Origin of the sequence: Pseudoalteromonas sp. MelDa3 (assembly GCF_002863625.1) — a bacterium.
Lineage (GTDB): Bacteria > Pseudomonadota > Gammaproteobacteria > Enterobacterales > Alteromonadaceae > Pseudoalteromonas > Pseudoalteromonas arctica.
In genome coordinates, this window is sequence record NZ_PJBR01000261.1 from 1 (window position 1) to 6,967 (window position 6,967).

Sequence of the window (6,967 nt, forward strand, 5' to 3'; positions counted from 1 at the left end):
AAAATAGCGGCTTTTTTATGTTTGTTAAACTTTAAAAGTTAGTAATAAATCGTTCACCCTACGTGAACCTTCAACAAGTTCAGCTGCTCCTTTTGCCACATTAAAGCTTAAGCTTAAGTTGTTATCTCCAAAGTCTTTAATTTGCGAAACATTATTACTAATATCATTACTAACCATTTGTTGCTCTTCTGCAGCAGATGATATTTGTATTGCTAAATGAGATATTTCACTGATTTGGATAAAAATCCCCTCTAATTCAACTTGAGTTTTATCGGTTGTCAGCACACAATTATCGGCTTGTGCTTTAGTGCTTTGCATTACTTTAGACCAGCTAAATAAAGTATCTTGTATTTCTTTAATAGAACTGTGGATTTGTGTTGTAGCATTTTGAGTACGTGACGAAAGGGTCCTTACCTCGTCGGCTACTACAGCAAAGCCTCGACCATGCTCTCCCGCTCTAGCTGCTTCAATCGCTGCATTAAGGGCAAGTAAGTTAGTTTGATCGGCAATTCCCTCTATTTCACTCATTACTTTACCAATCTTATCTGCTTCAGAGGCTAAGCTGGTGGCTGTGGTTGCAGCCTTTTCTACTTGAAAAGCTAAATCAGATACCATTTTACTATTATCTGCAATATGGTCTTTTATTTCAGAGCAACTTTGATGGGTGTTATTCACTTTATCAGCTGTTTGAGCGGTATTTACTGATATTTCACCAATGGTAGAGCTCATTTGAGTCATCGCTGATGCAATTTGTTCTAAACGCTCACCTTGCGAAGCAATACCTTTTTCAGTAAGCGTAGATTGTTTATCTAGATCAGTTGCGATGCCATTAAAGCTTAATGTGGAGTCTTTCATACGGCCAAGAACCGTGCGCAATTTTGCGCTTAGCATTTGCTCTCTATAATCACTTACGCTATGCGGTGTATGGCCGCTGTAAATATAGCGAGAGATTGAATCGGCTTTTGCTTTTTGTTCGCGTAATATTTTAGGGGTAACAATCAGTTCGTCATAATTTAGCGCAATAACTAAGGCGCACATCAATAGGCTAATTACAGCTAAAGAGATTGATCCCGTAACAGCAATAAAAATCAGCCAAAGTAATAGGCATATAAAAGTAATGCCTTGTCTTATTGTGGTGTGTTCTCGTAGTTTAAATGATGACTTATTGGCATTTATTTTGTTGTAAAGAGCGTGTGCACGTTGCTTAAGTTGAGAGCTTGCTTTAGTTCTTACTGATTGATAACCAACAAGTCGGCTATGCTCAAAAATAGGGGTTACAAAGGCATCTACCCAATAATAACGGCCATCTTTACAGCGGTTTTTAACCATGCCGCGCCACGAGTGCTCTTGTTTTAATGTTGCCCACATTTCTTTAAAGGCCGCTTTTGGCATATCAGGGTGACGAACAATATTATGATGCTGACCGATAAGCTCTTGTGCGCTATAACCTGCTACAGAGCAAAACTCTTGATTGACGTATGTTATTACACCCTTGAGGTCGGTAGTAGAAACAAGCTCTTGTGACTCATCAAAGTATACTTCTTCATTTTTTAAGCTTTTATCATTGTGCATTATGTTTATTATCATCCTTTATTGTTGCTGTCATTATATTGGTTACACACTACAAAGCAAAAAATAGCGTCTTTCCTTTTATGCTCATAAGACAAATAATTGTTTTTATTGATCTAGATCAAATTTAAATATCGAGTAGCTAAATTGAACTCATTTTAAATAAGTTCCGGTCTATTATTTTGGGCTTATATTTTGCGTATTTAATTTATACTTAAATACGCATTTAAAGCATTTGTATAATGCCCAGAGCAATGGCAATATTACGACTTAATATAATGATGTTGGTCATATTAAGCGCATGTATAGAGTGGGTAAATAATTATTAACTTAGAGAAATTATATTGTTCTTAGCAATTTATACCAGTTGCATTAAATAAGTGATCTATTATAGCGCTAAGAAAATAGCACAATAACAAGGCAAAAATTATGACATGTAGTTGTTCTATATGAATAATTTTTAACGCAGTGAGTGCGCTATTTAATGCGATAGAATGATCATATTTTCAATAAAATTGGTATTAATCTTGAGTCTAAGTAATTAGCCCCCATAACCTTATGATTAAGCCACGTGGCCCGAGGAAAGATTTTTTGACAACACATGATTTAGCTAACGCACTTGAAGCGTTATCAGTAAATGAGCACCAACATGCAGTTAAAGGCATTAAACGTGGCATAGAGCGAGAGTCGCTAAGAATACAAGATAATGGTGTTATATCACCTCAAGGTCACCCAAAAGGTGTGGGCAGTGCGTTAACTAACGGCCATATTACAACTGATTTTTCTGAGTCTTTACTTGAATTTATTACTCCAGTTAGTGAATCGTCAACGCAAACGCTTAAGCAATTAAAAGACCTTCAAAAGTTCACTCTAGAAAAAATGGGCGATGAACTACTTTGGCCCATTAGTATGCCGTGTTTTATTGAGCACCAAGACGATATAGTGCTAGCTCAATTTGGTAGTTCAAATACTGGTCAAATGAAAACACTATACCGTGAAGGATTAAAAAATCGCTACGGTAGTATGATGCAAGCAATTGCGGGTGTTCACTTTAATATTTCATTCCCAGATACGCTTTGGCAGTCACTTCATTCGTTACAACAAAGTAATGCAAGCCTTCAAGATTTTATTTCAGAAGGTTACTTATCCCTTATTCGTAACTTTAAACGCGAACTATGGCTAATAAGTTACATGTTTGGCGCATCGCCAGCATTGTGTAACTCATTTTTGCAAGGTCGAAAAACCGACTTACCATTTAAAAAACTAGGTAAAGGCACGCTTTACTTAGAAGTTGGTACAGCACTGCGTTTAGGTAATTTAGGTTATACAAATAGCGCTCAGTCGTCACTACGCGTAATGTATAACTCGTTAGATGAATATGTAGCGGGCCTTAAAAAAGCAATCAACACACCATCAGAAATTTATGGTGATCTTGATGACTACAAGAGTGAAAACCCTAAGCAGTTAAATAAAAATATTCTGCAGATTGAAAACGAATTTTACTCGCCAATTCGTCCTAAGCGTAATGCGAAAAGTGGCGAAACGCCAACGGATGCATTGCTTCGAGCAGGTATTGAATACGTAGAAATTCGCGCATTAGACGTTAACCCGTTTAGCGAAGTTGGTATTGATATTGAGCAAATTCACTTTTTAGATGTGTTTTTAACGTATTGTTTATTAAAAGATTCAGCTCCAATGGATTGGAAAGAACAAGCACGTAGTACTGAAAATCTCGACACAGTAGTAAACCAAGGTCGAGAAGAAGGGCTAATGCTTAACTTTAATAACACACAGCGTAGCCTTCAGTCGTGGGGCGATGAAATATTTACCCAGCTTACTGATGTCGCTAAATGGATGGATAATGCTTATGGTGTTAACTATTACTCAGATACTATAAAGCGCATGGCAACGTGGATACATAATCCAGAGCTTACTTACTCTGGACGTTACGTGTCACAATTGAAAGAGTCTGGTTTAGACAACGGCCACTTTGCACTAGCATTGGCTAGTAAATATAAGCAAAGCCACGCAGACACTGACTACAGCGAGTTTTTAAAGCCTTGGCTGGAACAACAAGTTGTAGAGTCTAACGAAGCACAAGCTGCAATTGAGCAAGCAGATACCCAGTCATTTACCGCGTTTTTAGATGCGTATTTTGACGGTAAATAACCTTGGTATTTAGCAAAATTTAAGCAAAAAAACGCAGCCTAAGTTGGCTGCGTAAATATATTCAGGGATGAATTAATGCTGTACTGCTGCATTCATTGAGTCAGACCCACACTTTTTAAAAAAGTTCTGTGAGATCTTAGAAAAATGAAAAAAAATGCAATTATCCTATCTCTCGCCATTACTTTAGCCGGTTGTGCTACAGCGCCTCCAAAGCAACCTAACGATTTATGTAAAATTTTTGAAGAAAAGCCAGATTGGTATTTCGACGCAAAAGATGCACAAGAAAAATGGGGTTCTCCCAAGCATGTACTCATGAGTATGATGTACCAAGAAAGCTCATTTAAGCATGATGCCGCTCCGCCTATGGAGTACTTCTTATGGATAATTCCTACCGGTCGCGCAAGTGATGCCTATGGTTACTCGCAAGCTAAAACACCAACATGGTCTGATTATATTCGTGAAACAGGCAACAACGGTGCTGATAGAGACGACTTTGACGATGCAATCGACTTTATGGCGTGGTTTGTTTATAAAACCCATAAAGTAAATAAAATATCTAAATGGGATGCTTACGCACAATACCTTAATTATCATGAAGGCTGGGGTGGTTATAAGCGTGGCACGTACAAAAAGAAAAAGTGGCTAATGGGTGTTGCGAACAAAGTTAAGCACAGAGCGAGCCGCTATGGCGCTCAATTAAAACACTGCGAAGAAGAGCTTGATAAAGGTTGGTTTGAACGTCTTATATTTGGCTAGATAGTTATTAATGGATATAAAAAAGGAGCCAATTGGCTCCTTTTTTATTTAGCGAGAACGCTTATTCGGCAGTATCTTCACTTGTTTTATCATATTTTCTTTTACTTCGAGTACTTCAATAGGATATCCCGCGATACGCAAACTAATATTTGCATCAGGAATATTCTCCAAGTATTCAACAATTAAACCACTCAAAGTTTTAGGTCCATCGAGCGGGAAATCCCAACCCATTTCTTTATTTAAATCGCGTACGTTAGCGCCGCCATCCACAATACATGAGCCATCAGTTTGTGTTTCTACTTCTTCGCTCGGCGTACGAGTTTGCGTAGTTGTAAAATCGCCAACAACTTCTTCTAAAATATCTTCTAGGGTCACTAGGCCTTGGATGTCGCCATACTCATCTACCACTAAGCCTATGCGTTCTTTAGATTGCTGAAACTTTAATAGCTGAGTATTTAGTGATGTTCCTTCAGGGATAAAGTAAATTTCACGTACAGCTCGTAGCAAAGATGGTTTATCAAATTGCTCTTTTGTAAGTAAACGAAGCGCATCACGTGAGTGAATAAAACCTACTGCATCATCTATATTATCGCGATACAACAACACACGAGTATGTTGTGCATGGGTAAGCTGGCGACTAATTAGTTTCCAATCGTCATTTATATCAATGGCCACAATTTCGTTTCGTGGGATCATAATATCTTCAACGGTTACTTGTTCTAAATCTAAAATTGAAGTCAGCATACTTTGATGACGAGCAGGAATAAGTGCGCCTGACTCATTGAGTACTGTTTTTAATTCTTCTTTACTCATGCTGTGTTCGTCGATTTGAGCAGCACTAATACCAAATAACCGCAGTATACCGTTTGTCATCCAGTTAATAACCACGACAAAAGGAAACATTATTTTAAGTAGCCCTTTTAAAATAATAGAGCTTGGAAAGGCAACTTTTTCAGGATAAAGAGCAGCAAGGGTTTTAGGGGTTACTTCAGCAAATATAAGCACGACTAAAGTTAACACACCTGTAGCTATTGCAATACCGAGGTCACCATAAAGACGAATACCTATAATGGTTGCAACTTGGGCTGCTGCAATATTAACAAGGTTATTACCGATTAAGATTAAACCGATGAGCCTATCTGGACGGCTAAGTAATTTACTGACTCGTTTAGCTGCACGATGATCCTCTTTAGCGAGGTGTCGCAGGCGTATACGATTGATTGACATAATTCCGGTTTCTGAACCAGAAAAATAAGCAGAAAAAAGCACCAAAAAACCTAAAATGATAAATAGGGTACTTGTCGATATGTCGTCCAACGATGGATCCTTTTCTTATAAATCAATGCGTATTAAGCTAGAGTGAGCAAGCAGAGTCAAGTTAAAACTTATTTAGTATCACTTCTTGTATGAAACGGCTGCCAAAATAAGCGAGTGTGAGGACAAATGCAGCGACCATGATTGTAATAACCACCGGTTTACCGCGCCAACCCTTTTTCATATGCCCGATAGCTACAACGGTAAAAATAGCCCACGCAACTAACGATAATATTGTTTTATGAATGAACTCTTTAGCGAACATTCCATCAAGAAATACAAACCCTGAAAGTAATGCAAATGTGAGTAATATAGTGCCTAAATTAAGAAGTTGGTAAAGCTGGCGCTCCACAACCATTAAAGGCGGAAGATGGCTATGCACAATTGCTAAATCTTTACGTTTTAAACGTTTATCAATAAAGTAAAACTGTACACCATATAAAGTGGCGATAATTAAAATACAGTAGGCTAACAAAGATAAAGAGATGTGCGTTACTAAACCCACCTCAATATTAATACTTTGCAATAAAATATGATGAGGAATAAATAAACTGGCAATGGTTAGTAAGGCACCAAAACCATAAACAACGGGCAACAATAAAGTTGCAGGGAATTTTAGCGAGACAGCCGTCACCGAGACCACAATCACCCAGCACGTCAAAAGAGCGACGTTTACGATACTTAAATCTTGACCGTCGGCTCTAAAAACAGAGTTAACTAATAGCAGCATGTGCGCCACTATAGCAACCGTGCTTAAAATAACGGTTACTTTTTGGCTAGGGCCTTGTTGATGAAACAGCCGTGAAAGCACGTGAGACGTTGCTAACACATAAAATAAACTGGCAATAATAGTTAAACTAATAATCAGCATTGTGCTTGGGCCACTTAATTTGAGACAAAATAATCCTTGTTGTTATATAGCCATTGTATTTTATAGCAAAGCAAATGCATAGACCTTAAAAAAAGAAACTCATCAAGGTACACTTGAACACTATATTGTAAGACGCCATATACGGTATACTACTTTTAATTGAAACTTAATAAGTCAATCTAGGTTAATTGAAAAATCAAATTAATCGTAAAATTTAAATGGATTGATATAAACGTCTTATCGGAACCGTTACATGTTTGAGAACCTCCAAGAACGATTAGGTAAAAC

Annotated in this window: 5 protein-coding genes; 2 read left to right on the top strand and 3 right to left on the bottom strand. The window is 37.6% G+C overall.

From position 1 onward, the window contains the following. Positions 1–24 precede the first annotated feature (24 nt). Positions 25–1,572 carry a methyl-accepting chemotaxis protein gene (locus CXF89_RS20995; protein ID WP_024608933.1) on the bottom strand — a complete coding sequence of 516 codons (1,548 nt, stop codon included), beginning with the start codon at positions 1,570–1,572 and terminating at the stop codon, positions 25–27. A 588-nt stretch (positions 1,573–2,160) separates the two neighbouring features. Between CXF89_RS20995 and gshA the strand changes: the two genes are divergently transcribed. Further along, positions 2,161–3,738, top strand: coding sequence for a glutamate--cysteine ligase (gene gshA / locus CXF89_RS21000; RefSeq protein WP_024589412.1), 1,578 nt, complete (start codon positions 2,161–2,163; stop codon positions 3,736–3,738). A gap of 144 nt (positions 3,739–3,882) precedes the next feature. After that, the gene (locus CXF89_RS21005; RefSeq protein ID WP_010554629.1) at positions 3,883–4,494 is read left to right on the top strand and encodes a transglycosylase SLT domain-containing protein; all 612 of its coding nucleotides are present in this window, start codon (positions 3,883–3,885) and stop codon (positions 4,492–4,494) included. Between the two features lie 48 nt (positions 4,495–4,542). On the opposite strand, the gene CXF89_RS21010 is transcribed toward CXF89_RS21005, so the two are convergent. Both CXF89_RS21010 and CXF89_RS21015 read right to left on the bottom strand, forming a co-directional pair. Beyond that, the gene (locus CXF89_RS21010; protein WP_007581396.1) at positions 4,543–5,811 is read right to left on the bottom strand and encodes an HlyC/CorC family transporter; all 1,269 of its coding nucleotides are present in this window, start codon (positions 5,809–5,811) and stop codon (positions 4,543–4,545) included. A 61-nt stretch (positions 5,812–5,872) separates the two neighbouring features. Next, positions 5,873–6,679 (bottom strand): cytochrome C assembly family protein, encoded by an 807-nt coding sequence (locus CXF89_RS21015; RefSeq protein ID WP_024589411.1) that lies wholly within the window; start codon positions 6,677–6,679, stop codon positions 5,873–5,875. Positions 6,680–6,967 lie beyond the last annotated feature (288 nt).

Bases quoted from the DNA above. Each gene is read 5' to 3' on its own strand.
- CXF89_RS20995 (WP_024608933.1), bottom strand. From the start codon at position 1,572: ATGCACAATGATAAAAGCTTAAAAAATGAAGAAGTATACTTTGATGAG.
- CXF89_RS21005 (WP_010554629.1), top strand. From the start codon at position 3,883: ATGAAAAAAAATGCAATTATCCTATCTCTCGCCATTACTTTAGCCGGT.
- CXF89_RS21015 (WP_024589411.1), bottom strand. From the start codon at position 6,679: ATGCTGATTATTAGTTTAACTATTATTGCCAGTTTATTTTATGTGTTA.